Origin of the sequence: Halosimplex salinum (genome assembly GCF_003730195.1) — an archaeon.
Taxonomy (GTDB): domain Archaea; phylum Halobacteriota; class Halobacteria; order Halobacteriales; family Haloarculaceae; genus Halosimplex; species Halosimplex salinum.
Genome location: NZ_QWGG01000009.1, coordinates 41,079 through 66,387 on the forward strand (window position 1 = coordinate 41,079; position 25,309 = coordinate 66,387).

At 68.5% G+C, this 25,309-nt stretch carries 23 protein-coding genes; 10 read left to right on the forward strand and 13 right to left on the reverse strand.

Going from position 1 to position 25,309, the window contains the following annotated elements:
- Nucleotides 1-19: 19 nt before the first annotated feature.
- Together D1409_RS19225 and mutS are read left to right on the forward strand one after the other, a co-directional pair.
- Nucleotides 20-739, forward strand: coding sequence for a class I SAM-dependent methyltransferase (locus D1409_RS19225; protein WP_123538618.1), 720 nt, complete (start codon nt 20-22; stop codon nt 737-739).
- Between the two features lie 120 nt (nt 740-859).
- Nucleotides 860-3,589 carry a DNA mismatch repair protein MutS gene (gene mutS / locus D1409_RS19230; RefSeq protein WP_123538619.1) on the forward strand — a complete coding sequence of 910 codons (2,730 nt, stop codon included), beginning with the start codon at nt 860-862 and terminating at the stop codon, nt 3,587-3,589.
- Between the two features lie 14 nt (nt 3,590-3,603).
- On the opposite strand, the gene D1409_RS19235 is transcribed toward mutS, so the two are convergent.
- Nucleotides 3,604-4,854 (reverse strand): orc1/cdc6 family replication initiation protein, encoded by a 1,251-nt coding sequence (locus D1409_RS19235; protein ID WP_206425133.1) that lies wholly within the window; start codon nt 4,852-4,854, stop codon nt 3,604-3,606.
- A gap of 815 nt (nt 4,855-5,669) precedes the next feature.
- On the opposite strand from D1409_RS19235, the gene D1409_RS19240 reads away from it, so the two are divergent.
- From D1409_RS19240 to D1409_RS19250, 3 genes are all read left to right on the forward strand, one after another.
- Nucleotides 5,670-6,299: a GNAT family N-acetyltransferase gene (locus D1409_RS19240; RefSeq protein WP_123538620.1), complete on the forward strand. Its 630-nt coding sequence runs from the start codon at nt 5,670-5,672 to the stop codon at nt 6,297-6,299.
- 65 nt (nt 6,300-6,364) lie between these two features.
- Nucleotides 6,365-7,420 (forward strand): prolipoprotein diacylglyceryl transferase, encoded by a 1,056-nt coding sequence (locus tag D1409_RS19245; RefSeq protein ID WP_123538621.1) that lies wholly within the window; start codon nt 6,365-6,367, stop codon nt 7,418-7,420.
- A gap of 760 nt (nt 7,421-8,180) precedes the next feature.
- A complete protein-coding gene (locus D1409_RS19250) occupies nt 8,181-9,680 on the forward strand; it encodes an aldehyde dehydrogenase family protein (protein ID WP_123538622.1) in 1,500 nt (499 codons plus the stop codon).
- Nucleotides 9,681-9,771: 91 nt separating this feature from the next.
- Here the strand turns inward: D1409_RS19250 and D1409_RS19255 are convergent, their stop codons facing one another.
- Together D1409_RS19255 and D1409_RS24780 are read right to left on the reverse strand one after the other, a co-directional pair.
- Nucleotides 9,772-10,170, reverse strand: coding sequence for an acyl-CoA thioesterase (locus tag D1409_RS19255; RefSeq protein WP_123538623.1), 399 nt, complete (start codon nt 10,168-10,170; stop codon nt 9,772-9,774).
- The gene (locus tag D1409_RS24780; RefSeq protein ID WP_164471793.1) at nt 10,170-10,319 is read right to left on the reverse strand and encodes a hypothetical protein; all 150 of its coding nucleotides are present in this window, start codon (nt 10,317-10,319) and stop codon (nt 10,170-10,172) included. Before D1409_RS24780 ends, D1409_RS19255 begins: the two co-directional genes overlap by 1 nt.
- 81 nt (nt 10,320-10,400) lie before the next feature.
- Here D1409_RS24780 and D1409_RS19260 point away from each other — a divergent pair, with 81 nt between their 5' ends.
- Complete coding sequence (locus tag D1409_RS19260; RefSeq protein WP_123538624.1) at nt 10,401-11,810, forward strand: SLC13 family permease; 1,410 nt, start codon at nt 10,401-10,403, stop codon at nt 11,808-11,810.
- A 141-nt stretch (nt 11,811-11,951) separates the two neighbouring features.
- Here D1409_RS19260 and D1409_RS19265 read toward each other — a convergent pair whose 3' ends face one another.
- Entirely contained in the window at nt 11,952-12,470 is a 519-nt protein-coding gene (locus D1409_RS19265) for a gamma carbonic anhydrase family protein (protein WP_123538625.1), read from the reverse strand.
- 127 nt (nt 12,471-12,597) lie between these two features.
- On the opposite strand from D1409_RS19265, the gene D1409_RS19270 reads away from it, so the two are divergent.
- Complete coding sequence (locus D1409_RS19270; RefSeq protein WP_123538626.1) at nt 12,598-13,005, forward strand: universal stress protein; 408 nt, start codon at nt 12,598-12,600, stop codon at nt 13,003-13,005.
- Between the two features lie 35 nt (nt 13,006-13,040).
- Here D1409_RS19270 and D1409_RS19275 read toward each other — a convergent pair whose 3' ends face one another.
- Both D1409_RS19275 and D1409_RS19280 read right to left on the reverse strand, forming a co-directional pair.
- Entirely contained in the window at nt 13,041-13,481 is a 441-nt protein-coding gene (locus D1409_RS19275) for a MaoC family dehydratase (RefSeq protein WP_123538627.1), read from the reverse strand.
- 84 nt (nt 13,482-13,565) lie between these two features.
- Complete coding sequence (locus D1409_RS19280; protein ID WP_235853626.1) at nt 13,566-13,988, reverse strand: hypothetical protein; 423 nt, start codon at nt 13,986-13,988, stop codon at nt 13,566-13,568.
- Nucleotides 13,989-14,123: 135 nt separating this feature from the next.
- Between D1409_RS19280 and D1409_RS19285 the strand changes: the two genes are divergently transcribed.
- Nucleotides 14,124-16,682 carry a hypothetical protein gene (locus D1409_RS19285; protein ID WP_123538628.1) on the forward strand — a complete coding sequence of 853 codons (2,559 nt, stop codon included), beginning with the start codon at nt 14,124-14,126 and terminating at the stop codon, nt 16,680-16,682.
- Between the two features lie 79 nt (nt 16,683-16,761).
- Here D1409_RS19285 and D1409_RS19290 read toward each other — a convergent pair whose 3' ends face one another.
- The 6 genes from D1409_RS19290 to D1409_RS19310 form a co-directional block, all read right to left on the reverse strand.
- On the reverse strand, nt 16,762-17,643 hold the full coding sequence (locus tag D1409_RS19290) for an NAD-dependent epimerase/dehydratase family protein (RefSeq protein WP_123538629.1): 882 nt from the start codon (nt 17,641-17,643) through the stop codon (nt 16,762-16,764).
- 88 nt (nt 17,644-17,731) lie between these two features.
- Nucleotides 17,732-18,712: a glycoside hydrolase family 5 protein gene (locus tag D1409_RS19295; RefSeq protein WP_123538630.1), complete on the reverse strand. Its 981-nt coding sequence runs from the start codon at nt 18,710-18,712 to the stop codon at nt 17,732-17,734.
- A 484-nt stretch (nt 18,713-19,196) separates the two neighbouring features.
- The gene (locus tag D1409_RS25275) at nt 19,197-19,613 is read right to left on the reverse strand and encodes a Zn-ribbon domain-containing OB-fold protein (protein WP_206425134.1); all 417 of its coding nucleotides are present in this window, start codon (nt 19,611-19,613) and stop codon (nt 19,197-19,199) included.
- Nucleotides 19,613-20,596 carry a hypothetical protein gene (locus D1409_RS19300; RefSeq protein ID WP_206425135.1) on the reverse strand — a complete coding sequence of 328 codons (984 nt, stop codon included), beginning with the start codon at nt 20,594-20,596 and terminating at the stop codon, nt 19,613-19,615. The genes D1409_RS25275 and D1409_RS19300 overlap by 1 nt, the downstream gene beginning before the upstream one ends.
- Nucleotides 20,593-21,762, reverse strand: coding sequence for a thiolase domain-containing protein (locus D1409_RS19305; protein WP_123538631.1), 1,170 nt, complete (start codon nt 21,760-21,762; stop codon nt 20,593-20,595). Before D1409_RS19305 ends, D1409_RS19300 begins: the two co-directional genes overlap by 4 nt.
- A gap of 77 nt (nt 21,763-21,839) precedes the next feature.
- Entirely contained in the window at nt 21,840-23,075 is a 1,236-nt protein-coding gene (locus tag D1409_RS19310; protein WP_123538632.1) for an iron-containing alcohol dehydrogenase family protein, read from the reverse strand.
- Between the two features lie 430 nt (nt 23,076-23,505).
- Between D1409_RS19310 and D1409_RS19315 the strand changes: the two genes are divergently transcribed.
- Together D1409_RS19315 and D1409_RS19320 are read left to right on the forward strand one after the other, a co-directional pair.
- Nucleotides 23,506-23,760: a hypothetical protein gene (locus tag D1409_RS19315; RefSeq protein ID WP_206425136.1), complete on the forward strand. Its 255-nt coding sequence runs from the start codon at nt 23,506-23,508 to the stop codon at nt 23,758-23,760.
- Nucleotides 23,761-23,810: 50 nt separating this feature from the next.
- Nucleotides 23,811-24,431, forward strand: a complete 621-nt coding sequence (locus tag D1409_RS19320) for a VOC family protein (protein ID WP_123538633.1) — start codon at nt 23,811-23,813, stop codon at nt 24,429-24,431.
- A 26-nt stretch (nt 24,432-24,457) separates the two neighbouring features.
- Here D1409_RS19320 and D1409_RS19325 read toward each other — a convergent pair whose 3' ends face one another.
- Complete coding sequence (locus D1409_RS19325) at nt 24,458-25,297, reverse strand: alpha/beta fold hydrolase (RefSeq protein WP_123538634.1); 840 nt, start codon at nt 25,295-25,297, stop codon at nt 24,458-24,460.
- Nucleotides 25,298-25,309: the final 12 nt, after the last annotated feature.

The following is a 25,309-nucleotide window of genomic DNA, read 5'->3' on the forward strand; positions in this document are numbered from 1 at the left end:
GTGACATGATATCGCACTCATGTCGCCCGAAGAGAGTCCGTCCGTAGGAGACGCGTACGACAGGCTGGCGGAAACGTACGAGACCCAGGAAGCGGACCCGTACTGCGCGGACTTCGAATTTCCCGCGACGACAGACCTCATTCCAGACGTGGCGGGCAAACGAGTCCTCGACGCTGGTTGTGGGCACGGCCGGTACGCGGAGTGGTTGCTCGAGCGGGGAGCGGACGTCGTCGCCGTCGACGAGAACGCCGAGATGCTCGACCGGGCGAGACGACGACTCGGGGACCGAGCAGCCCTCCACCGGGGCGACATCACGGAGCCGCTCGAGTTCGCCGACGACGGCGAGTTCGACGGCGTCGTCTGCGGCCTCTCGCTCCACTACGTCGAGGACTGGCGAGAGGCGTTCGCGGAGTTCGCTCGGGTCCTCCGACCGGGCGGCTTCCTCGTGTTCTCGGCGCAGCACCCGGTCGACGAGTACGTCGCGTTCGACGCCGAGGACTACTTCGCGGTCGAGCGGGAGACGATGACGTGGTCGGCCGACGGCGAGGACATCGACGTCCCGTTCTATCGCCGACCGTTCTCCGAGGTCGTCAACCCCCTCCTCGAAACCGGGTTCCGGCTCGACGAACTGGTCGAACCGAAGCCGAGGGAGTCCTTCGCGGAGCAGAAGCCCGAGTCCTACGAGAAGCGGGTGACGTACCCAACGTTCCTCTGTGTTCGAGCGTCGAAATCCGAGTAGCGGCGGAGTGTCGCGGCGATCGAACCGAGACGAGTCCGTTCGGTCACGCCGGCCGAGCGGTCGGACCACTTCCGCCGCGGACCCGTAGCCTTTTACCCGACTTCGGTCACACCTCAGGGTATGACCGAGGCGACGGGTATCGTCGGGGAGTTCCTCGCGCTCAAGGAGGGGACCGACGCCGACATTCTGGCGATGCAGTGCGGCGACTTCTACGAGTTCTTCGCCGAGGACGCCGAGATCGTCGCCGACGAACTCGATCTCAAAGTCTCGCAGAAGGGGTCCCACGGCTCCTCGTACCCGATGGCGGGCGTGCCGCTCGACGACCTGACGCCGTATCTCTCCGCGCTCGTCGAGCGCGGCTATCGCGTGGCCGTCGCGGACCAGTACGAGACTGACGACGGCCACGCCCGCGAGATCTCGCGAGTCGTCACGCCGGGAACCCACCTCGAGACCACCGACGACGACGCGCAGTACCTCGCCGCGGTGGTCCGGGAAGGCGGCGGCACGGACGGTGAGCGCTTCGACGACAGCGACGCCACCTACGGTATCGCGGTGGCGGACGTGACGACGGGGCAGTTCCTCGTCACCGAGCAGTCGGGGGCGGACGCGACCGCCGCGGCGCTCACGGAACTGTACAAGTTCGACCCCGCGGAGGTGTTGCCGGGACCGGACATCCGCTCGGACGACGCGTTCCTCGACGAGGTACGCGAGCGCACCGACGCGTCGCTCTCCCTGCACACGACGGAGGCGTTCGCACCGGGACGCGCGCGCCACCGAGTGCGCGAGCAGTTCGGCGACGAGACCCTGGAGAGCGTCGGGATCGCGGACGACGACGCCGCCGTTCGAGCGGCCGGCGCCGTGATATCGTACGTCGACGAGACCGGCGCGGGCGTGCTGGCGTCGATGACGCGCCTGCAGTCGTTCGACGAGTCGGCGTACGTCGACCTCGACGCGACGACCCAGCGCAACCTCGAACTCACGGAGACGATGCAGGGCGACCGGGACGGCTCGCTCTTCTCGACGGTCGACCACACCGTCACGAGCGCCGGCGGGCGACTCCTCCGGGAGTGGCTCCAGCGCCCGCGCCGCTCGCGCGGCGAACTGGTCCGGCGCCAGTCCGCCGTGGCGGCACTCGCCGAGGCCGCGATGGCCCGCGACCAGTTGCGCGAGACGCTCGGCGATGCCTACGACCTCGAACGACTGGCCTCGAAGGCCGCCTCGGGGAGCGCCGACGCCCGCGATCTGCGGGCGGTACAGGAGACGCTCGCGCTCCTCCCCGTGGTCGGGGAGATCGTCGCGGAGACCGACCGACTGGCCGACTCGCCGCTCGCGGAGACGCTGGAGCGGCCGGACCGCGCGGCGACCGCCGAACTGGCCGCCGACCTCGACGAGGCGCTCGTCGAAGACCCACCGGGGACGGTCACCCAGGGCGGACTGATCCGGCAGGGGTTCGACGCGGACCTCGACGAGATAATCGGTGCGCACGAGTCGGCGCTGGCGTGGATCGAGAACCTCCCAGAGCGGGAGAAGCGGAAGACGGGAATCACCCACCTCTCGGTCGACCGGAACAAGACCGACGGCTACTACATCCAGGTCGGCAACAGCGAGACGGACGAGGTGCCCGAGCGCTACGACCAGATCAAGACGCTCAAGAACTCCGAGCGGTACACGATCCCGGAGTTAGAGGAGAAAGAACGGGAGATCCTCCGTCTGGAGGAGCGCCGTCACGAGATGGAACGCGAGATCTTCGAGCGGTTGCGAGATCGGGTGGCCGCTCGGGCCGCGGTGCTGCAGGAGACCGGGCGGGCGCTCGCCGAGTGCGACGCGCTCGCGAGTCTGGCCGTCCACGCCGTCCGCAACGACTGGACCCGCCCCGAACTGACCGACGGGCGCGAGCTGGCCGTCGAACAGGGTCGTCACCCGGTCGTCGAGCAGACGACGCAGTTCGTGCCGAACGACCTGCGGATGGACGAGGACCGGCAGTTCCTGATCGTGACCGGGCCGAACATGAGCGGGAAGTCGACGTACATGCGGCAGGCCGCACTCATCACGCTGCTCGCGCAGGTCGGGAGCTTCGTCCCGGCGCGGTCGGCGCGCGTGGGGCTCGTCGACGGCATCTACACCCGCGTCGGCGCCCTCGACGAACTCGCGCAGGGCCGCTCTACGTTCATGGTCGAGATGCAGGAGCTCTCCAACATCCTCCACTCCGCGACGGCGGACTCGCTGGTGATTCTGGACGAGGTGGGGCGCGGGACCGCGACGTACGACGGCATCTCTATCGCCTGGGCCGCGACGGAGTACATCGCCAACCGGATCCAGGCGAAGACGCTGTTCGCGACCCACTATCACGAACTCACGGCGCTCGGCGAGGAGCTCCCGGCGGTGGAGAACGTCCACGTCGCCGCGGACGAGTCCGACGGAGAGGTGACCTTCCTGCGGACGGTCCGTGACGGGCCGACGAATCGGTCCTACGGGGTTCACGTCGCAGACCTCGCCGGCGTCCCCGACCCGGTCGTCGACCGCTCTCGGGACGTCCTCGACAGACTCCGCGAGGAGAAAGCGATCGAGGTACAGGGGAGCGAGGGAGCCGACGGCGGGGGCACCGAACAGGTCGTCTTCGACCTCGGGTCGGGCGAACTGGTCTCCGAAGAGACGAGCGGGTCTCAGCGACAGGTCGCGACCGACGGGAGTCAGACCGAAGCGCCCGCGAGTGAATCGAGCGGTGGGTCGCTCGACCCGGAGACCGAAGCCGTCCTCGACGAACTCGGCGACGTCGACGTCAACGAAACGCCCCCGGTAGAACTGATGGCGAAGGTACAGCAGTGGCAGGAGCAGTTAGACGAGGAGTGAGTCGCTGACTCCAGTTACTGGTCGACGTCGACCTGTGCGGGGTCGGGGTCCATCCTGAACACGACGCTGGGCTCCCAGAGCAGGCGGTGTTCCTTGTAGGTCCCCTTCCCCATCCCGCCGTGTTCCTGGTTCGACTCCGTGACTTCGAGGAAGGCGAGTTCGCTGAGCAGGCCGCGGATCGAGTCCGTCGTCAGGTCGTCGGCTCCCTCCGCCGCGCAGACCTTCTCGTACACGTCGTAGATGACCGTCGTCCGGAACCAGTCGCGCTCCTCGTCCGTGTTCGCGGTCAGGTTGGCGAGCGCGTAGAGGACGTACTTGCTGTGGGGCGGGAGCCCGGCGATCAGCTCCTTCAGCCGCTCGACCTCGGCCTGTTCCTGGGCGCGTTCGAGATGGGCTTCGGTTACCTCGCCGAGACCGTTGTTCTTCGCGTAGTCGCCCGCGTGGCGGAGGAGGCGGATGGCCTTGCGAGCGTCGCCGTGGCGCTGGGCCGCGAGCGCGGCCGTCTTGGGGATGACGCCGCTGTGGAGGACGCCGTCGCGGAACGCGTCACGCCGGTTCTCGAGTATCTGGCGGAGCTGTTCCCCGTCGTAAGGGTCGAAGATGAACTCGTTGTGGCCGAGGCTGCTCTTGACCCGCTCGGTCATCTGCTCCCGGAAGTTCACCTTGTTCGAGATGGAGATGATGCCGATGGGGACGTCCACCTTGCCGGCTTCGCGGGCGCGGGAGAGCAACATGAGGACGTTGTCGTCGCCCAGTCGGTCGACCTCGTCGAGCGTGATGAGCGCGGCGTCGTACTGCCGGTCGAGGACCTCCCAGAGCCGGTTGTAGTACTCGTTGGTCGAGATCCCTCGGGTCGGTATCTGGACGCCCGACCCGGGGACGTTGATGCCGTCGGCGATGGTCTGGATGGTGTCGGCTTCCCCCTTCGCCTGCGCGCAGTCGACGGTCACCGTCGCCAGCCGGTTGTCGCGTCGCTCCGCCTCGCCGCGCGCCCGTTCCATGACGTGGTTCGCGACGAGCGACTTCCCCGACCCCGTCTTCCCGTAGAGGATCACCGAGTTCGGCGGCGACCCGGTGACGGCCGGACCGACCTCGTTGGCGAGGTCGCGGATGTGTTCGTCGCGGCCGACGATGCGCGTCTCGTCCGGCACGTGGTCGATGTTGAGTAACTCCCGATTCGCGAATATCGTGTCGTCACCGCCCTCGTCGACGGACTGAAACAGCTCGTCGCCCTCCGTCGCCGACCCGTCGCTACGCTCCTGCATTGCTCGTCTGTTCACAGGGCCGCTGAAAAACGTTTCCACTACACTCCGAGTTAGTTACTGTGTCTCACCTGTCAGAGACCCACCGAGCGGCGCTTTGGATGTAACTCCGAACCCAGTCAGACCCCACTGCATTCCGAGTTAGCGGTGCGCGGCGGGACGCCGACCGGGTGTCGAAGTGACACACCCGATTCCGAGTTAGTTCACGGACGACCCGTCGAACCCGAGACGGACCTGTCCGGGACGCCACTCCACAGCGCTGATCGGGGTCCCACAGTGGGGTCGATACCTCCGTGACGGACGACAGGACACCCGATTCCGAGTTAGTTTCGGTGGCCGTGAACGGGGACGGCAGTCAGCAAGTCGGCGGACACCTCGTTCCGAGTTAGTCGCGACTCTCTCGCCCACACACACCGGATTCCGAGTTAGTCCGTCGAGATCGGTCCGTCACCGAACGACGGAGACGCCCCCGCGCGGTCCCTCGGTTTCGTTCGTCGTCCGACAGTTGTCCTGCTGCCGTTCACTCCGTTGGTCTGCTTCCGCGTCCGTCGGCTTCCGCGCTCGCTTGCTTCCCCGCTCGTCCGCTTCCCGCTTCTCGTTTCTCTTTCTCTTCTTCTTCACTTCTGTTTCTAGTACCTAGTACTAGAGAGAACACACCGGATTCCGAGTTAGTTCACCGGCCACGAACGCACTCGCCCCCCGCCAACCCCCCACTAACTCGGAATCCGGTGTGTGTCCCCGGACGGAGTTCGGCCGGCGTTCCCAGCGACTGAGAGACCGGTCCCCTCCTTAACCCCGGTCGAAACAGACACTCGGGCATGAGCGACGAGTCGTGTTCGCACTGGGAGCCGGAGAACTGTGAAGGGTCGATCCACTGCCCGCCGCGGTGTCCGCGGTTCGTCGACCGAACGGGCGAGCCCTGGGTCGTCCGCCCGCCGACCGCCGAGGACCGGGAAGCGCTCGTCGACATGTACGACGACTTCGCGCTGGGGCAGCAGGCACAGGGGTTGCCGCCGCGGACACGCCCCCGAATCGAGGGATGGCTCGACGACGTCCTGACCGAGGGGTGTAACTTCGTCGTCGCCGGCGACGACCGCCTGGTCGGCCACGCGCTGTACACACCGACCGACGAGGCCGAACCGGAGTTCGCGGTGTTCGTCCATCAGGACTACCAGAGCCGCGGGATCGGGACGGAAGTGAGCAAACACGTCGTCGCCGCGGCGGCCGCCGGCGACCGCGAGGCCCTCACACTCGTCGTCGAACCGGACAACCGCGCCGCTCGCCGACTGTACGACCGACTGGGGTTCGAGACCGTCGAGCAGTTGTCCTACGGCCAGGGGGGGATCCAGACCGGGATCGTTCGGATGCGTCGCGAGTTCGGCCCCGCTGCCGCGGCGGAGTTCCGCTGTCCGCCCGTCGTCCGAAATCGACCGAGCCCGGCGGACTGACAGGCCCCCGCGCCGCCGGCGCTCGCCGGCCGCACGGCTTTACGGTCGCCGACCCAACCGCGGACATGAGCTACGGAGAGACCGGTCACGACACCGCCGACAGCGGGCGGTCGGATCACGCGACGGAACAGGACGGCGACGAGCGGACCGGGCTCGTCGGCCGGGTCAGGAACACGGCGCGTTCGGGCGCGCTGGCCGGGTTCGGTGGCGGCGTCACGGTTCTCCGCGGTCTGCAGTCGATCCGTCGGGGCGACCGTCTCCGTGGCGTCGGCCGTCTCGTCGCCGGCGGCGCGTTGCTCGCTTTCGCGGCCCGCCAGCGACGGCGGGCGGAGCGCGGCGCCGAGCGGATCGACATCGACCAGTCGGACGTCGTCGACACCAGCCCCGACATCGAGAGCGCCGCCGAGGGAACTGCCGCGCGAGAAGACCACGCCAGCGGCGACGAAGCGGAGACGGTCGTCGACACCGGGCCAGACCTCGGCGACGCCGTCTCACCGAGCGAGGCAGGCGGGGCCGAAGCAGAAACCACGGGAGAAGGAGACGTGGCCGACGCGACCGATTCGGCCGATACGACCTATTCGGCCGATACCACCGATTCGACAGACGCGACCGGGACAGCCGACGCGACCGGGACAGCCGACGCGACCGGGACAGCCGACGCGACAGGCGTTGCCACCGAGGAATCGACGGAGGAGATAGCCGACGAAGCGTCGACCGAGCCGCGCGAAGCGTACGACCGGCTCGGGGAAGCGGCGCTCGACGGTGAGAGCAACGAAGTCCCGGCCCCGCAGCGAGCGTTCAACCAGGGCTTCCTCGCGATCGATGCCGAGGCAGTCTGGGGGATCCGCGACGACGACAGCGTCGTCGTCTCCCAGCAGTACGACCCGATCGACGAGGCCGAGGACGCCCGATACGTCGCGAGTACACAGGTCGGCGAGGACCGCGTCGTGACGATCCCCGCCGAGATACTCGACCACTGGGACGACGTCTCCGGCGGTCCCACTGCCGTCGAAGGCGGCGACGACGTCGTGTTCGCGACGAGCGACGAACTCGAAGCCGTCGACCAACTCGTCGTCGTCCCCGCGGCGTGGGCGGACGACGTGCTCGGCGAATCCGAATAGCGGCTCGACGGGTCACCCCACTCCGACCCGGCGCGCTCTGTCGCGGACCTCCGACCGTCGGATACCCGATACATACAGAGCTCATTATAAACGAAATCTTTAGATGTTCGGCGATCCGCTCCTGGAACGACCGACCACCCGGCGGGCGAGAGAAGCGCCTGTATCAGGAACTAACGGGCTATAGTCTCCGATATCCCGCACCAGTGGGGCCGATCTCGACCGTGCCAGAATCCGTCGAAGCGTGTCGGCTGTGAGACTGAGATTCGGCGCTACCGGGTGCCTGTCGCGAATATATCGCCGAATTTGTAGCGGTTCGATTCGAGCGAGTCCGTATCGTCGGATACATACCAGGTACGTTAGAAATATACTGACGTACTATCTCACGTATGCTTGCCGGACAGTGTGACGACGAGTCCTCCCCGAGTTCGACCGCGTTCGGTCCGGGTGATCGCCTGTCGGGACCATTGGTATCGCGGGGTCGCGCTCCAGGTCGGCGACGAGCGCGAGGGCGCGCCGACCCCTTTCGACGCGGTCGATTACCACTCGCGTCACCCACTCGCTGCAACACTCGCGACACCCGCTCGATTCACCACCCGATACACCCGCTCGATACACCTGCTTCACCCCGGTTCTCAGACGCTCTAGGCCGACCGTCCGCGACAGTCAGATCGCCGAATTTCGGCCGGTAGCATCCACGTCACCCGCTGTCTCGAGTGTCACCGTTCCAAACATACTTGTCCGTTTCGCCGTATGATACTGTATGGCTCAGGAAGGTCTCTCACGATACAGTATCGACGCCGACTGGAGCGAACTCTACGTCGGCGGCGAGTGGCGAGCGGGCGCGAGCGGCGAGACTATCGACGTCGAAGATCCGTCGACGCGAACGGTCGTGACCGAGGTCCCGCGCGGGACCGAGGCGGACGTCGACGCCGCGTACGAGGCGGCCGAGGCGGCCCAGGACGAGTGGGCGGCGACGCCGCCGGCCCGCCGCGAGGAACTCGTCCGCAACCTCCTCCAGTTGATGGACGAGCGGAGCGACGAGATCGTCGAACTGCTCGCCTCCGAGGCCGGCCAGATGGAGGGGATCGGCGAGACTTCCGTCCAGCTCGCGACGGACCAGGTCGCCGAGGCCGCCACGTACCCGCGGCGGATGAAAGGCGAGACCGCGGCGTCGAACGTCCCGGGCAAGGAGAACGTCGTCGAGCGCGAGCCCCAGGGCACCGTCACGGTCATCTCGCCGTGGAACTTCCCACTCAACCTCTCGGGCCGGGCGGTCGTCCCGGCCGTCGCCGCCGGGAACACCGTCGTGCTCAAGCCCGCGACGAACACGCCGATCACCGGCGGCCTCCTCTTCGCCCGACTGTTCGAGGAGGCGGGGTTCCCCGACGGCGTCCTCAACGTCGTCACCGGCCGCGGGTCCGACGTCGGCGACGCCGTCGCCAGCCACGACGTGAGCGACGTAGTCGCCTTCACCGGGTCGACGCCGGTCGGCCGCCGGGTCGCCGCGGCCGCGGGCGAGAACCTCGCCGAGGCCGCGATGGAACTGGGCGGCAACAACGCCCACGTCGTCACCGCCGACGCGGATCTCGACCAGGCCGTCGACGCCGGCGTCTTCGGGTCGTTCGCCCACCAGGGACAGGTGTGTATCTCCATCAACCGCCACATCGTCCACGAGGACGTCTACGACGAGTACGTCGAGCGACTCACCGAGCGAGCGGAGAACCTCCCCGTCGGAAGCGCACACGACCACGTCGTCATCGGCCCGATCATCGACGAGTCCCAGCGCGACCAGATGCTGGAGTACGTCGAGGAGACCGTCGAAGCCGGTGCAACCCTCGAGACGGGCGGCGAGACGGCCGAGGTCGAGGGCGTCGACGACTCGCTCGTCGTGAAGCCCACCGTGCTCTCGGACGTGACCAACGACATGTCCGCGGCCTGCTTCGAGCACTTCGGCCCCATCGCGCCGGTCATCCCGTTCTCGGACGTGGACGAAGCCGTCGAACTCGCCAACGACACCGAGTACGGCCTCTCGGGCTCCGTCCACGCCGGCGACGTGGGGAGGGGCAAGCGCATCGCCCAGCGCATGGAGACCGGGATGGTCCACGTCAACGACCAGCCGATCAACGACGAGGCCCACGTCCCCTTCAGCGGCACGAAGGCCTCCGGCACTGGCGGCTACAACTCCGACGACTTCCTCGACGAGGTCACCGAGAAGAAGTGGATCTCGCTGCAACACGAGCCCCGCGAATTCCCCTTCTAACCACGAGTTCGCGTTTCGGCCCGCGAATCCCCGTTCTGACCACGAGTTCGCGCTTCGGCCCGCGAATCTCCGTTCTGATCGGCGACCGCACTCACTCCTCGGCGTACTCCGCCAGCGCCGCGCGGAGGTCGGCGGGCAATTCCCGCGTGTCGCCGTCGCGCTCGACGCAGACCCGCTGTTCGAACCCGGAGAAGGCGACCTCCCCCTCGTGGCGGGCGACGTAGTCGAACCGCACGCTCCGGTCGCTCGGGACCGGTGTCAGTTCGAGTATCACGTCGTCGCCCGCCTCGACCGGCGACTCGAACGTGAAGTTCATCTCCACCAGCGGGAGGCCGAAGCCGTGCTCCGCGACGATCTCCCAGTACGGCCAGCCCAGTTCCTGCATGAACATGTCGGAGGTCTCGTGGATCGCGTCCACGATCCGCGGGTAGTGGGCGATACCGAACGGGTCGGCGTCGGAGAATCGGACTGTCCAGACGCGCTCGTACATCACTCGCCCTCCGAGACGGTGAGCGGGTCGGCGACCACGGTGGCCGTCTGGTCGAACGTGTGTTCGAACGTCACGGCCGGACGTAGACAGAACTGTACAATATCGTTTTCCCCTCCCCTCTCCTCTCTTCCCCTCAACTCACCGACCACAGCCTGATCGGCTCGCTCTCCGGCGCGTCGGGGGGACCGACAGTATCTTTGTGATCGCTACTCTCGCGGGTACTAGTCACCATGACAGAGAAGCGAGGGAGACGCGGGTTCGGCGGCTTCGGTGCCGACCCCGCGTGGCTCTCGGTGCCGGCGGGCCTGCTGGCGGCCGGCCTGATCCTGGGAACGGCGCCGCTCGCGACCGACGCCAACCGGATCCTCGCGATAACGCTCTTCTGCATCGCGCTCTGGGTCGGTTCTCCCGTCGAACCGTGGTTCACCGCGGTCCTCGGTATCGGTCTGATCGGCGTCGCGTTCTCGACGGAACTGGCGCTGACGGGGTTCCAGTCGCCGGCGACGTGGCTCGTCGTCGTCGGCATCCTCGTGGGCGAGGCCGCCCGAGAGAGCGGGCTCGCGGGACTCGTCGAGCGCCTCTCGCTGTCGCGACTCCCGGCCCGTGCCGCCGGGGACGCCCTCGTCACCTACCGCTACCTCCTCGTCCTCCTCTCGTTCGGCAGTCTCGCTCTCGCGGTGCTCGTCCCCTCTGCGCTCGTTCGGGTGCTCGTCCTCGCCCCGATCCTCCGGTCACTCGGCGACCTGTTCGATGAGCGCCGCGCGAAGGTCGGGATCTTCCTCGGCCCCCTGTTCGCCACGTTCTACGGCGCCTCGGGGGTCCTGACGGGATCGCTCGCGAACATCATCGTCACCGGGCTCGTCGAGTCCAGCGGTGGCCCGTCGATCACCTGGACGGAGTGGGCGCTGTGGCTCGGTCCGGTGATGGGGATCGGTCGCGTCGCGCTCGTCGTCGCCATCGCGTACGTCCTCTACCGACCGCGGGACCGGGACGGTGTGACCTCGCCCGAGCGGACCGGGTCCGTCTCGACGACACCCGCCGAGCGGCGGATGCTCCTCTTCCTCCTGCTCGGCGTCGCCGTCTGGGCGACCGACGCGATCCACGGGCTCCACCCGCTGTTCGGCGCGATCCTCGTCGCGCTCCTGGCGTTCGCGCCGCGGATCGGCGTCGTCGGTCCCGACGCGGTCGGGGAGGCCGACTTCTCGATCGTCTTCTTCCTCGGCGCGATCTTCGCCATCGCCGAGGGCCTACGACGGACCGATTTCACCGATCTGGCGGCGAACACGCTCCTCTCCTCGTTGCCGGCGGACCCCTCGCTCCCCGTGGTCCTCGCGTTCGTCGTGGTCCTCTCGCTCGCGCTGACGCTGGTGATGGAGGGACTGGCGGTGGCGAGCGTGCTGACGCCGGTGCTCGTCTCCTTCGCCGCGAGCACGGGCGTCCCGCTGGTCCCCGTCGCGATGATCGAGGCCGTCGCGCTCAACGCCTACTTCTTCCCCTACCAGTCGGCGGTGCTGGTCGCGATCCTCGGCTTCGACGTCGTCGACTCCCTCGAACTGACGCGGATGGCCAGCGTCTGCTCGGTCGCCACGCTCCTCCTGCTCGTCCCGATCCAGATCGGTCTCTTCGCATTCCTGTTCTGATTGACCCTCTGCCCCCGAAATAGCCACCGTATGGCCCCACAGGCCGCGATCTGGGCAGTTATTACAGTCGTAGGACTGTTATGATTTCCGAGTTCGCGCCCGTAAATCCGCCGTTCGCGATCGGGCGCGTTTCGGTCGTCTTCAGTCGTCGGGTGGGTCGGACCGACCGAGGCCCGCCTGTCTGAATCGCTCGCCGAGGTCGACGTACGTGTCCCGGATGCCGTCTATCTCCGCGAGCTGGTCGTCGGTCAGGGGGGCGGTCTCGGCGGGGACGCCGTAGGCCAGGTGGCCCGACGGGACCGTCTGGTCGTAGCGCACGACCGCGTTGGCGGCGACGACGGCGCCTTCCTCGACGGTCGCGCCTCGCATCACGGCGCTCCCGATGCCGACGAGCGAGCGGTCGCCGACGTCGGCGTAGTCGACGACGGCCCCGTGGCCGACGGTGACCCCGTCGCCGAGCGTCGCGCCGTGGAGCATCGCGAACTCCTGGACGTTGGTCTCCTCCCCGACTTCGACGGGCGTGCCGTGGCCGCGCAGGCAGACGAACGGCCAGACGCTCGCCCGGTCCGCCACGGACACGTCGCCGACGAGATACGCCATCTCCGAGACGAACGCCGACGGCGCGACGGCGGGCGCGTCGCCCTCGAACTCCCGTTGCATACTCGAATCACCACGGCGACGAACATAAAGCCGCCCGGCCGGAAACCGCGTCTCTCCGCGCCGTGAGCGCCCACGAACGGGGGGTACACGCAGTAGTTATAAGACCGACTAGAATCAATTCGAGGGTATGGTTCGATTCCTGATGGCGCTGGACGACCGCCTCCCTGCGGCCCAGGCACAGACTGACGCGATCGAAGACGTGGTCGACGCCGCCGGCGGCGCCGACGACGTGGAAGTGTACATCCTGCACGTCTTCGGTGACAACCCCGCAGGCGCGTCGGTCCACCAGATAGAGCCCGTGCGGCGAACGCAGGACCGACTGGAGGAACTCGGCGTCACGGTCGAACTACTCGAGACCAGCGGCGACCCCGGCGGAGAGATCCTGAGACACGCCGACGAGTACGACGCCGACCAGATCGTCGTCGGCGGCCGCAAGCGTACCCCGGCCGGCAAGGCCCTGTTCGGGAGCGTCACCCAGACCGTGATCCTCGGCACCGACCGGCCGGTCCTCGTCTGCGGCAGTCAGGAAGAGTAGCGACGCCGGGCCGCCGACGTCTGGGTCCGTCGCTGCTACTCCGGTCGCCGGGCGAACAGCGCGGTCGCGTCGAAGGAGATGACCACCTCGTCGTCCTGGTTTCTCCCCTCCATGCGCGTCGTCACGTAGCCGCGGTCGTCGCGACTCTCGGAGGGGCGCTTCCCGGTGACTTCCGTCCGGAGCCGGAGCGTATCGCCGGGCGTCACCGGTCGTTCCCACCGCAGGTCGTCGAGCCCGACGCCGGCGAGCACGGCCTCGTCATCGAGTCGGTCGACGTTCAGCCGCATGCAGATCGACCCGACGTGCCACCCCGAGGCGACGAGTTCGCCGAACACGGAGTCGGCGGCCGACTCCTCGTCGAGGTGGAACGGCTGGGGGTCGTACCTCGAAGCGAACTCCTTGATCTCCGCGGCCGTCACCTCGTAGTCGCCGACCGTCTCCGTCTCGCCCACGTCGATGTCCTCGAAGTATCGCACGGGGGAGTACACGCCACGGACCGTCGAAAAGGCTTCGCCGCTCCAGGGCTCGGAACCGGGCGGCCAGCAGGCACGGGCGGGCGGTCAGTTCTGTCGGAAGTCGGCGCCGGTGGCGGGTTCGGGCCCCGTCGCGTCGACCCAGTTGGACTCGTCGAGGACCGTCCGGGAGAGGAGGGCGGCGACTGACCGAGCGGTGGCTTCGCGTTCGAACAGCGAGACGCTCCCGAGCGACTCGCCGACGGTCTTGCTCACTTCCGTCACCGGGCGGTCGGGGTCGCCGACGACCCGCTCCAGTTCGCGCGTGAGCCGTTCGTTCAGTTCCTTTCGCGCGGGTTTGGCGAGTTCCTTCCCCGCGGGGAGGAGGTCGTAGGTGACGGCGTACCCCTCGTCGTAGCGCTCGACCGCGAAGAACGGCGTCGACTCGCGCTCGGCGCTCTCGTAGGCCGCGTCCCGCGCGGCCAGGTCCTCGTACAGCGGCACGTCCGACGGCGCGTATCCCTCGGTCACGAGTCGAACTACGCACCTCCCCGATATAAATCTCGCGCGCCGACGGGGCAGAGAGGGGGTGTGACGCAGTGTCACTGAAACCGCTATTTGAGTAAGCAAAACCTACTCTATACTGCCGGGTATCACTCCGACTGCATGAACAGAACGGAACCCGCCGTGGCCTGCTGGCTGGCCGCCTTAGTCCTCGTCGGCACCCTCGCCGCAGTGGTGCCGGCCGGGGCGACAGCCACAGCGCCCTCCTCCCCGTCGGCCGTCGCGGCCGACGCGCAGACGAACAGCCCGTACGGAACGACCGCACCGCTCGCGTTCGCGGAGTCGGACGACGCGACTCTCGTCGGCGGTGTGGAGATCCCCGAGAACTACAGCGTCCGTTCCTCCCCGTCGACGCTGAACGGCACGCTGGCCCGGGTCGAAGACGACTCGGTCGTCTGGCGACAGTCGTTCTCGACGGAGAACGCGACGACGCAGGTCACCGACGTGGCGCTCGGCCCCGGCGGTGACGCCTACGCCCTCGTCACGACTCGCTCCACCGACGTCACCTCGTACCCGCCCGAGACGACCGTCGAAGTCGTCCACACGACCAGCGACGGCGACGTCACCTGGCGCTACGAACTCGACGCCGACACGACGTCTGCGCTCGCGTCGGGTGGTGACACCCTGAGAGCCACCGACCAGGGCGTCGCCGTCACGCACGCCCTCCCCGACGACGAGGGCGTCCACCTCGCCGAACTCACCGGGGGCTCCCCCATCTGGAACAAGACCTACGAGGTGAACGCCGTGCCGAACACGCTCAGGACGACCGACGACGGCTACCTCGTCGCCGGCACTGTCGGGTTCGAGGACCCGTGGGTGCTCCGAACCGGTCAGTCCGGTCAGGTCGAGTTCAACCGAACGATCGACGGCGCCCACCAGCGCGTCGCCGGGGCCGTCCCGACCGACGACGGCGGGGCGCTCCTCGCCGGCTCGCAGTCGAGCTTCGGTGGCACCACGAACACGTGGGTGAACCGCGTCGACGACGACGGCATCACCCGATGGAGTCACGTCTACGGCGTCGACAACGAGAGCCGCGTGCAGAACGTCTTCGCCCACCGGAACGGGCTGTTGCTCGTCGAACAGGGCCGGTACAGCCAGGCCGAGTCGACCGTGCGACTCCGTGGCGTCGGCGACGACGGCGCGCAGACGTTCGCCGAGTCCCTCCAGTTCGACGGGTCGCTGACCGCGAGCGGCCTCGCCGACGGCGAAGTCCGGTTTGCAGGCGTCACCGGCGTCCTCGAAGGGAACCTCACGACGACCACGTCGACGACCGACGTGCCCCACGGTGTCGCCGCGGGCGATGTGACGCTCGACGCGGACACCGGCGCCACCTCCAACGAGACGGTGTATCGCGGACAGAACGTCCGCTTCGCGGACGTCGGAGTCCGCGGCGAGACGTACGAACTCGTCCGCCTCTTCGGCGAGTACGACGGGCACCGCCAACAGGGCGACGAGCACCGCCAACAGGGCGACGAGCACCGCCAACAGGACGACGTCGAACCCGAAGTCGTCCGCCGCGTCGACTTCGACGACGGCGAGGCCGTCATCGAGTCGGCGACGCTCCCCGAGGGCGAGTACGTCCTCCGTAACGCCGACGGCGAGGCGGTCGTCCTCGACGACGGCCGCGTGGTCGACACCGGCGACCAGTCGGAGGCCGCCTTCGACGTGACGAGTCAGGACTTCTTCCGCCTCGAGACCAGTCAGACCTTCGTGAACGCGGGGGCGGGCGAGGACCGCGTCTCGCTCTCAGCCGACTCCGACCGCTCCGACTACACCGTCCACGTCAGCGTCGAGGACAGCGACGGCGAGTCGGTGTCCGAGGAGGAACTCGGCGACGCGTTCGGCGACGCAGACGACTTCGACCGCGTCGAGACGGTTCGCGGCCAGCCCGTCGCGGCCTTCGACGTCGACGAGGGTATCGACGTGAACGTCTCCGCCGCCGCGTTCGACGCCGGCCTCTACGAGGTCACCGTCAGCGCCGTCGACACCCGCGACGCCGGCGCGTCGGCGACCGCCCGCCTCGTCGTCGCACAGGACACCGACCGCGAGGTCGACGTGTCGCTGAACCGCACGAACCTGACCGTCCCCGTCGACAGCGAAGCACAGGCGAACGTCACGCTGTCGGGCGTCGACAACGGCATCTCGGCGCTGTCGCTGTCGGCGAATCGGACCGGTGAACCCGCCGTCCGGCCGGATCTCGAGGTCCGCATCAACGCCTCGTACCTCTCCGCCGGTGCCGGCTTCGGTAGCGGCGAAGCGACCGCCTCCGCGAGCGCCTTCGACGGTTCGACCGGCAACGGCACCGTCACCGTCGGCACCGTCGGCGTCGAGACCGAGACGTACGGCGGCGAATCGATCGCGACCGGTAACAACACGGTCACGTTCCGCGTCGAGTGGGTCGTGGACCAGGACGGCGTCCCCTACGCCGTCCCCGACCCGATCACCGTCCCGTTCGAAGTCGTCGAGTCCGTCGACGAGTCCGACGGCGAACAGGACGAGGGCGGCGTCGGCGCAGGCGGTTCCGGTGGCGAGAGCGACTCCGAGAGCGGCAGTGATTCCGAGAGCGACGGAGACTCCGAGAGCGGCAGTGAGTCGGACGAGAACAGCGACTCCGCGAGCGACGGAGACTCCGACGAATCCAGCGACTCCGCGGACGAATAGCGTCTCTGCGGGCGAATAGCGACTCCGCGGCATCGCGTCGCGTCTCGCGGTGCAGTTCCCGTTTTTCGGTTTCGGCCGACTACTCGTCCCGCCAGCTGTGCTCGGGCTCCCAGTCCAGCAGTTCGCGGGCTTTGTCGACGCTGACGAGCGACTCGTGGCCGTCGAGCGGTCTCCGACGCTCGGCGTCGGGGAAGAACTCGGCGGCGAGCGTCTCGGAGCGGACGTCGGCGTTCGTGTCGGCGGCGACCGCCCAGAACGGTTCGTGCCCGTCGAAATCGGCCTCGACGGCGCGGCGAGCGATCGACGCGGCGTCGGCGAGGTGGAGGTAGGAGAACAGCGTCGAGCGGCTGCGACCGCTGGCGCGGAGGGCCGCGAGCGACCGATCGCGCTCGGCGTACTTCTCGCGGAGTTGGGCCCCGGTACCGACCCAGGGATACCGCAGCGAGGCGACCTGCGGCGCGTCGGGGCGGCGTCCGAATCCGTCACCGAGGACTTCCGTCGTGTGCTTCCCGAGCGCGTAGGGGTCCCGAGGAGTGAGCGGGTGGTCCTCGTCGACGGGGAGCGAGCGCACGTCGGTCGGGGCGTCCTGATAGTCCGCGCCCATCACGTTGATGCTGGAGGGGAGGACGACCGCTTCGAGGCCGAGTTCCGTCGCCGCTTCGAGGACGTGGTATGCCGACATCGCGTTGCTCTCGAAGGTGACGTGTTCGGGATTGCGAACCGGTGATGGGATCGTTCCCATGTGAACGACCGCGTCGACGTCGGTGGACGCGAGCGCGCCGTAGGTCTCGCCGGCGTCGAGCAGGTCGGTGGTGCAGTAGCGGTCGGCGACGTCCTCGCGGCGCTTCCCGCGGGCGACGTTCACGGTCTCGTAGCCGCGCTCGGCGAACTCCCCGAGGATGGCCTCGCCGATCTTCCCGTTGCCCCCCGTCACCGCCACGCGGTCGATGCTCGTGGTCATGGACCGGCTTTGACGGACCGGTGAAAATAGCTACCGGACGGGGAAATTCGAGCCTCGACCGCGGTGTGAGCGGCCGAGCGGCCGGCGCTCAGTACCGCTGTAGGAGGTCGAGCATCGCCCGGTCGAGGTCGTGGCCGTGCCAGTCCTCGTACTCGACGTCGTCGCGCTCGCTGTCGAGAATCCCGAAGGGGCCACGGAAGTTCCACAGCGCCCAGCCCCAGCCCGCCGCCTCCCAGAGCCGGAGCACGTCCTCCATCCAGTCGAGCGCCACGTCGTGGGGCGTGTGGTTGTAGACGCCCCACTCCCCGACGTGGACGCCGACGCCCTGTGATTCGAGCCGTTCCCACGGGGCGATCCGGGACGCGCGCAGCCAGTCGCGGTCCTGAATCTTGCCCTCGTCGGTCGCGTAGGGCCAGGACGGCGGCTCGTCCAGGTCCACGTCGGTCCACTCGGCCTCGTGGTGGGTCAGCGGGAACGGGTCGTACCCGCGGGTCGACTGCGCACAGTCCACGTCGGCGAGTTCGAACACCGGTTCCCGCCCGTAGCGCATCCCGTCGGCGACGACGAGTCTGTCCGGGTCGACCTCGTGGATCGCGTCGACCGTCTCGCGGACGACGCTCGCGTATCTACCGTGGCTCGTCTCGGCTGGCTCGTTGATCAGGTCGAAGCTCAGTTCCTCGCTCGGGATCCCCTCGTAGCGTTCGGCGAACCGCGTCCAGTGTTCGGCGAACACCGATTGCGTCTCCGCATCGGTCCAGAGGTCGGTCTCCTCGGGCGGGTCGGCGACGGTGAACCCCGGTCCGCGGTGGAAGTTCAGGTTGACGTGGACGCCGTGTTTCCTGCCGTACTCGACCGCCTCGTCGACTTCTTCGAGCGCGTCCTCGTCGAAGTCGCACCAGTCCTCGCCCGTCCAGCACCGGTAGTCCATCGGCAGGCGGGCGAAGTCGAACCCCCACTCGGCCATCCACTCGAAATCCTCTTCGCGGAACCGCTCCTCGTCGTCCGCCACGAACTTCGCCTGCAAGTTGAACCCGCGCCACCGCGGCAGCGAACTCGCACTCGGTCCCATGCCTCCCTGCCCGGCCGGTCGTCACTTAAACGCGCGTCTCGGGGAAGACGACGCCTGTTTTCGACGAAAACAATATTTTCTAATACATAAACTAATTCTGATAATAATAGCTACCCCTATCGAACAATCTCGGAATCGATTCGAAACAATATCAGCCTGCAGGGGCTAAATCACTCATTATTGATGAGTATCTGTGCCAGGCCGACCGACATCGCGGTTGAGCTGTCGTTCACCTCAAAAACGAGCCAAAAATCGGTTTCAACCGGTTATTTACCAGTTCTCTACACTCGTCGGGACTCGATGAGAGGCCTGGATCGTAATTCAGATACACAACAGTTGTAAAAAACAGTCAGAAAATATATGATATAGTGTTTCGAAACGTCACAGCCCGGTTGCTACCGACCGTTCACAACTGTGCGACAGATCGCACGCCGAACCGCCCGACCGAACCGCTCGGCCGAACCGCCCGGTCGAACCGCTCCGATCACGGCTCGGGGCGGAACTTCGCGCCGTAGCGGACGATCCCTTCCTGCTCGTAGATCCGGCGGACGACGCTTTCGACGCGGTCGCCGCGCGCGACCTCGCGCGGGTCGCAGTCGGTCAACATCCCGGGGACGCGGGCGCCCTCGTCGAGTTCGACGAGGACGACGCCGATTGCGCCCTGGGCGTCGAGCAGGGCCGCGAACTCCGGCGGCGCGCCGCTCTCGATGACGGTCTGAGCGACGACCTCCCCGGTTCCCGCGGGTTCGACCGGTTCGAGCGTCCCGACGGCGTTGCACTCGACGCAGGCGCCCTCGGGCGGGAACGTGTAGCCGCCACACTCCGTGCACTCCCCGAGAACGAAGCGGTATCGGCTGTCGAGGTTGCGAACCCACGACGGGACGCTGAGGTACGCGCCCATCAGTCCTCACCTCCGACGTGGCCGCGCTGGCGCAAGTACTGGGGATAGGTTATTTCGACGGACGGCCACGCCGTCTTCACGGGAATCGACCCCCGGATCGCGAGAGCGTCCGCGCTGGCGCCGTCGCCGTAGCCGACGACCGCCACCGACTCCGACCCGGCGTCCCAGGCCGCGACGAGCCCGAACAGCGGACTGGCCGCGCCCGTGTCGCCGAGTTCGCCAGCCAACTGGAACACCTCGCTCCCCTCGACGGCGCGGCCGGCGCGTCCGGGGCGACTCCCGTCGGGGGCCGTGGGCGCCAGCGCCTCGAAATCCGCGTCCAGCGCGTCGACGGCTTCGGTGACGGTGGTGGTGTACGCCTCCCGCTCGTAGGTCGTCGCGCCGTAGGTCTCCACTTCGTCGTTCCCGCGCCGACGGAAGCGCGTGCCGGGGAACTCCCGGGTGTAGGTCGCGTGGTCGGTGACAGCGGCGTCGCCGTCGTCCGCCACGACGAGCGCGACCGCACCCGCGCCGGCCGCGTGGTCCACTGCGTCGTCCGGCGACCCGCGAGGGGCGTCCGCGGCGACGACGAGCGCCGGCGTCCCCGACCGGAGTCCGTCGACGACTGCGCGCGTCCCCGCCCGGGTCGACTGGGAGTGGACGGAGACCTCCGTTCCCTCGCCGAGACCGACGACCTCGGCGACCGTCGCGCCGATGTCGCCCTCGTCGACCGGCGGCGTGGTCGTCCCGAGCGCGAGCGTCTCCACGTCGTCACGGTTGTGTTCCGAGTCGTCGAGCGCGTTCCGGGCGGCCGCGACCGCCATCGTCACCGCGTCCTCGTCGGCAGCGGGGACGCGTTTCTCGGAGACGCCGCGGGCGTGGAACCCGTCCCACGCCTCCCGAACTGTCTCGGCCGAGATGGTCGAGCGCGGGACGTACGTACCGACGCTCTCTACGGCACCGAGTGCGCCGTCGTGACCCTCGGCGGACTCGGTCCCAGTCACGCCCACCCCTCCTCGAAGACGTGGACGGCGACGGCACCGCCCGACCCGCCGACGTTGTGGGTCAGCCCGCGATGCAGGCCGTCGACCTGCCGCTCGCCCGCCTCACCGCGGAGCTGCTTGTACACCTCGGCGATCTGTCCGGTCCCGGTGGCACCGATCGGATGTCCCTTCGACTTCAGCCCGCCCGAGAGGTTGACCGGGCGCTCGCCGTCGGGTTCCGTCGCGCCGCTCAGGACGTACTCGCCCGCTTCGCCCGCGTCGCAGAAGCCCAGGTCCTCACAGGCGACCAGCTCCGCGATGGAGAAGCAGTCGTGGACCTCCGCGAAGTCGACGTCCTCCGGGCCGACGCCCGCCTCGTCGTAGGCCTGGTCGGCGGCGTCGCCCGTGGCGGGGATCGACGTGAGCGACGGTCGCTGGAAGAGGCCGACGCGACTGCTGGCCTGTCCGCTCCCCGTAACTCGGATCGGGTCGTCGGTGAGTTCCTCTGCGGTCTCGCGACTGGCGAGCAGGGCGACGCTCGCGCCGTCCGAGGTGGGACAGCAGTCGAAGAGGTTCAGCGGGTCGGCGACGGTCGCCGCGTCCATCGCGTCGTCCAGCGTGGTCTCGAACTGCAGGTGCGCGTCGGGGTTGTTCGCGCCGTTGGCGTGGTTCTTGACCGCGACCGAGGACAGGTGTTCGCGCGTCGTCCCGTGTTCGGCCATGTGCGCGTCGGCCATGTGGGCGTAGACGCCGGCGAAGGTGGTGCCGGCCATCCGCTCCCACTCGGTCTCGCCGGAGACGCCGAGCCACTCGCGCGTGCGCTCGCCGCTCGTGTCGGTCATCACCTCGACGCCGCCCGCGAGCGCGAGGTCAGCGGCGCCCGCCCTGACGGCGAGGACGCCCTGTCTGAACGCCGACCCGCTGGCCGCGCAGGCGTTCTCGATGCGGGTACACGAGGTCCCGTCGAGGCCGACGTGCTCGGTGACGGCCGGGCCGCTGAGGCCGAGCTGGCGGCCGCCGACCCCCAGCGAGCCGACGTACGCCTCGTCGATACTGGTCCGGTCCACGTCGCCGTCGACCGAGTCGAGCGCGCGCTCGAACGCCGCGGCGAACAGCGACCGGTAGGATTCGTCGGGGAACGAGCCGAAGGCTGACTGGGCGGCCCCGACCAGGTACACCTCTCGCATACGCCCACCGACGGCTTGCTCACACCTAAGCGTTCCCTCGCTCGGACCGAACGCGTCCGCTCACCGCGCTCCCTCGGTCACCACGCGGCTTCGAGCACGCCCACGATGTCCTCGGCCGTCGGGTCGAGACCCTCCGGCGCCGCGCCCATCAGCCCGTCGTCCCTGATCTCCTCGGCGACGTCGGGGAAGTCCGCCTGCGTGAGCCCGTCGATCTCTCGCAGGTTCGAGGGGAGGCCGAGGTCGTCGCTGACGCCGGCGACCGCGTCGATCACGTTCTCGGCGAGTTCCTCGTCGGTGGCGCCGTCGTCGGCGACGCCGAAGGCCTCGGCCAGCAGGTCCCGCCGACCGTCCACCTCGTCGAAGACGTACCGGAGGACGTGCGGGGCGAGGATGCCGTGAACCGTCCCCTGGTGGGCCTCGTAGTCGTGGGAGAAGCCGTGCCCGAACGCGTGTACGATCGAGGCGCGATAGGTCCCGGGCGTCGAGATGCCGTACTGCGCGAGGACGATACCCGCGACCGCGTCGTAGAGCTGCTCCTCGTCCATCTCCGCGTCGGGAAGCGTCTCGAAGCCCGACTGCATGAGAGCCAGCGCCCGCATCGCCGTCCCGTCGGTGATCGGCGTGCTGTACGGCGAGTAGAGGCACTCGACGGCCTTGTCGAAGCCGTTCATCGCCGACGCGCAGAGGACGCCCTTGGGCGTCGTCTCGAACAGCGCGAGGTCGTACACCAGTGCGGTCGGCATCAGTCGCCGGTCGCTGACCGACCCGTTCGGGATCTCGCGCTCGGGCACGCCCTCGGGAGACAGCGAGAGGCTGACGCCCGCGATAACCGAGAGGTCAGCGCCCGCCAGCGTCGTCGGCACTGCCACGATAGGGGCCGGGTCGCGGTCGGATCCGACGGGAACGCCCCCCTCGTCGATGGAGCGCTCGGCCGCCGCGTCGAGGTCGTCGTGACTCGAGAGCGCACTGATCACCTTCGCCACGTCGAGACTGCTCCCGCTCCCGACCGCGACGACGGCGTCGATACCCTCCTCGCGGACCCGCCGTGCGCCCGCGAGTCCGGTCTTCAGGTACTTTTCGGGTGTGGTCTCGTCGAAGACGCCGGCGAGTCGGTCGCCCAGACCCGCCTCGACGGGGTCCATCACGTCGCGGTTCGCGCCGACGTTCGACCCCGTGACGACGAGCGCGCTGTCGAGGTCGCGGTCGGCGAGCAGTTCCCCGATGTCGGCGGCCGATCCCCGTCCACAGCGGAGTTCGCCGGGGTCGTAGTCGAACGCGAACTGCCGCTCGGACCGCTCGCTGTCAGTCGACATACCCGTCTATTGTGGTGATCCCCGCATAAGTCCCACGGGCGTCGGTGGCGGCGTCACCGGGGCTCCGGGCCAGATCCGCCGGTCGAATCCGACGGCCCGACCCGTGACTACGCCGGCAGTGTGCTTATGTGACAGTCAGACGACCGTTCGGACGAACGATGGGGGACCCGAGACAGGCCGACGACGGTTCGGCGGACGGACAGACAGACGGTTCGGCAGGCGGAAAGACGGACGGTTCGGCGCACGGACAGATGCGACGAACCTACCTGCGGCGAGTCGGGATCGCGGGGTCGCTGGGGATGCTCGGCGGGTGTACCGGCGAGACACGATCGGATGGGGCCGGGCCGACGGGGTCTTCGAGTCCGGTAGGAACGTCCGGGGTGACGGCCGGATCGACCGAGTCGGGGTTCCCGCCCGCGGATCGCACCGAGTGGGGGGATCCGGTGAATTTGGGAAGAGGGACGGCGACGACGACGGCGCGGGCGAGCTCTCGTTCGTCGAACCGATGGTCACCCGCGAGTTCCTGCGCGACCACAGCGGTCGCGACAGACGCGAGATCGCACAGCCCGAAACGTACCGGAGCGCCGGGCGCTACCCCACGGCGTATTCAGTCCGCGACGTGCCCGAACGGGACGCCCTCGCCGTCACCGTCGAGGCGTTCGAGCGGTTCGACGGGACGGACTGACCGGCCGCGGACCGAAGGCATATGTCGCTCCACTCGTACTGTCCGATATCGTGACCGACGACTCAGCGCCGCGTGTCGACGCCGAACGCACGGAGAGCCCGGTCGGCGTCCAGGGCACCGACCACATCACCATCGAGGGGACGAACGTCGCGGACACCGTCGAGTTCTACCGCGACATCCTCGGCATGCCGCTGGTGCTCCGCCAGCCCAACCTCGACCGGACGGAGCTCACCCACCTCTACTTCGACACCGGCGACGGGCGCCTGCTGACCGCGTTCGTCTCCGAGGAGCGCGAGTCGGTCGACGAGACCGACCCTGACCAGGGGGACGTCCACCACGTCGCCTTCCGGATCGACTGGGAGCGGGTCGCAGAGATCGCGGCCGGCCTCGAAGACGCGGGCTACCCCGTCAGCGAGTACGACCGCGGCGCCTTCCACGCGCTCTACACCGAGGACAACAACGGCCTCACGATCGAACTCGTCGCGGACAAGTTCGCGATCCCGGACGACCGCCGCGGCGAAGTACTGGCCCGCGCCCACGCCAACCGAGTCGACGACGGCGCGGAGTTCGTCACCACCAGGCACATGCGAGCGGCCCTCGACGACCTCGGAATCGACGCCGAGGAGCGCGAGATCGGGGCGGCTCCCGCGGGTCGCGAGTACGGCGGCTGAGAGTGGTCGCAAGAGGACCGGTCGCACTACGGACCGGATTCCAGCGACCGGACGAACGCCCGCAGTTCACGGCCGAACCGCTCGGCGTTTTCCCTGAAGGGCGTGTGTCCGCAGTCCGGGTAAACCGATAGCTCGGCGTCGGGGATCCGGTCGGCGACGGCGCGGGCCGCCTCCGCCGAGACGACGCGGTCGTGTGCGCCGTGGGTCACCAGCACCGGGACCGACAGCTCTCCGAGCAGGTCCAGGTGGGACACCGTCCGGTCGCGCATCCCGTCCCTGACGTGGGGCGGAACGACTGCGTTGAACCCCAGATCGAGATACCGTTCGTCGGGCGGACGCTCCGCGTGGAAACAGACGTCGACGAACGCCGCGAGCGCGGCGGTCGCGGTCTCCGCGTCCGTCGAGACGAGGTCGGGGAACAGGTCGAGATACTCCGGCTGGAGCCACTCGTTCGTCGTCTTCGTGCCGATGCCGGCGACGACGCCGACGAGGGCGACGGCGGCGACGCGGTCGGTCCCGTGCGTCGCGAGGTAGTCCAGCGCGACGAGCGACCCGTACGACCACCCCGCCAGGACGAACTCGTCGAGTCCCAGGGCGTCGGCGACCGCCTGTACGTCGCCGGCCCACGCCTCGCTCTCGCCGTACGCCCCGCGTGGTTTCTCCGACTCGCCGTGCCCCCGGAGGTCCATCGCGACCAGTCGGAACTCCTCTGCCAGCGTCGAGTCGAACTGGTCGCGCCACGAGAGGTGGCTCTGGGAGTACCCGTGGACGAGGAGGATCGGTCGCGCGTCCGACGGCCCCGTCTCGACGACGTGCAGGTCCGGCGCGTCGGCACGGTCGACGGTGTGCGAGCGCGTGGCAGTCATCGGGAGCCAGTC

What these genes read in the sequence shown, in the direction of transcription:
- D1409_RS19225 (WP_123538618.1), top strand. Translation starts at nt 20, where the DNA reads ATGTCGCCCGAAGAGAGTCCGTCCGTAGGAGACGCGTACGACAGGCTG.
- mutS (WP_123538619.1), top strand. Translation starts at nt 860, where the DNA reads ATGACCGAGGCGACGGGTATCGTCGGGGAGTTCCTCGCGCTCAAGGAG.
- D1409_RS19235 (WP_206425133.1), bottom strand. Translation starts at nt 4,854, where the DNA reads ATGCAGGAGCGTAGCGACGGGTCGGCGACGGAGGGCGACGAGCTGTTT.
- D1409_RS19240 (WP_123538620.1), top strand. Translation starts at nt 5,670, where the DNA reads ATGAGCGACGAGTCGTGTTCGCACTGGGAGCCGGAGAACTGTGAAGGG.
- D1409_RS19245 (WP_123538621.1), top strand. Translation starts at nt 6,365, where the DNA reads ATGAGCTACGGAGAGACCGGTCACGACACCGCCGACAGCGGGCGGTCG.
- D1409_RS19250 (WP_123538622.1), top strand. Translation starts at nt 8,181, where the DNA reads ATGGCTCAGGAAGGTCTCTCACGATACAGTATCGACGCCGACTGGAGC.
- D1409_RS19255 (WP_123538623.1), bottom strand. Translation starts at nt 10,170, where the DNA reads ATGTACGAGCGCGTCTGGACAGTCCGATTCTCCGACGCCGACCCGTTC.
- D1409_RS19260 (WP_123538624.1), top strand. Translation starts at nt 10,401, where the DNA reads ATGACAGAGAAGCGAGGGAGACGCGGGTTCGGCGGCTTCGGTGCCGAC.
- D1409_RS19265 (WP_123538625.1), bottom strand. Translation starts at nt 12,470, where the DNA reads ATGCAACGGGAGTTCGAGGGCGACGCGCCCGCCGTCGCGCCGTCGGCG.
- D1409_RS19270 (WP_123538626.1), top strand. Translation starts at nt 12,598, where the DNA reads ATGGTTCGATTCCTGATGGCGCTGGACGACCGCCTCCCTGCGGCCCAG.
- D1409_RS19285 (WP_123538628.1), top strand. Translation starts at nt 14,124, where the DNA reads ATGAACAGAACGGAACCCGCCGTGGCCTGCTGGCTGGCCGCCTTAGTC.
- D1409_RS19290 (WP_123538629.1), bottom strand. Translation starts at nt 17,643, where the DNA reads ATGACCACGAGCATCGACCGCGTGGCGGTGACGGGGGGCAACGGGAAG.
- D1409_RS19295 (WP_123538630.1), bottom strand. Translation starts at nt 18,712, where the DNA reads ATGGGACCGAGTGCGAGTTCGCTGCCGCGGTGGCGCGGGTTCAACTTG.
- D1409_RS25275 (WP_206425134.1), bottom strand. Translation starts at nt 19,613, where the DNA reads ATGGGCGCGTACCTCAGCGTCCCGTCGTGGGTTCGCAACCTCGACAGC.
- D1409_RS19305 (WP_123538631.1), bottom strand. Translation starts at nt 21,762, where the DNA reads ATGCGAGAGGTGTACCTGGTCGGGGCCGCCCAGTCAGCCTTCGGCTCG.
- D1409_RS19310 (WP_123538632.1), bottom strand. Translation starts at nt 23,075, where the DNA reads ATGTCGACTGACAGCGAGCGGTCCGAGCGGCAGTTCGCGTTCGACTAC.
- D1409_RS19325 (WP_123538634.1), bottom strand. Translation starts at nt 25,297, where the DNA reads ATGACTGCCACGCGCTCGCACACCGTCGACCGTGCCGACGCGCCGGAC.